This window comes from Burkholderia sp. Se-20378 (assembly GCF_017104665.1).
GTDB lineage: Bacteria > Pseudomonadota > Gammaproteobacteria > Burkholderiales > Burkholderiaceae > Burkholderia > Burkholderia lata.
The window spans coordinates 1-1,049 of the sequence record NZ_JAAGPG010001130.1 but is presented as its reverse complement, the minus strand read 5'-3'; the positions used below and the strand labels follow the sequence as shown (position 1 = coordinate 1,049).

At 70.3% G+C, this 1,049-nt stretch carries 1 protein-coding gene; it reads left to right on the top strand.

All coding sequences use genetic code 11. The features are described from left to right. Positions 1-123: 123 nt before the first annotated feature. Positions 124-1,049, top strand: a 926-nt coding sequence (locus tag G3N93_RS40570; protein WP_206135582.1) for an FUSC family protein, incomplete at its 3' end; no start/stop codon positions are given.

Genomic DNA, 1,049 nt, shown 5'->3' with positions numbered 1-1,049 from the left:
GGGCCCGATGACTGCGCCGTGGACAGTCCTCCCGCGTTCGGTTAGCGTGACATCTGCTGCGCATGCGGCGCGGCGCCGGCCCGCGCAGGCCGCCGTGCGCGTTCCGGCCACTCCCGTTCCGCCATGACCACCCCGCTCCCTGCCCGGCTGCCGCCCCTCCTGCGCAACGCGCTCCGCCCGCTGCTCGACCCGTATCGCCGTTACCGGCACGCGAAGCTGATCCATGCGGCGCGCGTCTCGCTCGCGATTCTCGTGTCGATCGCGCTGTCCACCGGCCTGAACGTGCCGCACGGCGAGTGGTCGACGATCACCGTGCTGATCGTCGTCGGCGGGCTGCAGCACCACGGCAACATCCGCAAGAAGGCGGCCGAGCGCGCGCTCGGCACGTCGATCGGGGCGCTCGCGGGGCTCGGGCTGATCCTGTTGTATTCGTTCGTGCACGCGCCGCTCGCGATCTACCTGCTGATGGCGCTCGCGTGCGGCTTCTGCGCGTATCACGCGATCGGCAAGGCCGGCTATATCGCGCTGCTGTCGGCGATCACGATGGTGATCGTCGCCGGGCACGGCGACAACGAGATCGTCGACGGCCTGTGGCGCGCGGTGAACGTGCTGACCGGCATCGCGATCGCGCTGGCGTTCTCGTTCGCGCTGCCGCTGTATGCCACCTACTCGTGGCGCTACAAGCTCGCCGACGCACTGCGCGCGTGCGCGGCCGTGCATGCGCGGCTCGCGGGCGACCGCCCGATCAGCGACGACGCGCACCTGAAGGAAATGGCCGCGCTGAGCGCGCTGCTGGTGCAGCTGCGCTCGCTGATGCCGTCGGTGTCGAAGGAATGCGAGACGTCGATGATGCAGCTCGAGGCGATCCAGCGCAGCCTGCGCCTGTGCATCGGCTATCTGGAGATCCTGTCGAGCGCGGTGCCGGCCCGCGACGACGTCGCGGCCCGCGAATACATGCGCGTCGACATGAAGGCCGTGAACCGGCGCATCCGCGACACGCTGGTCGGCGCGAGCCGTGCGCTCAAGTTCGGCACGCCGAGCCGGCTCTC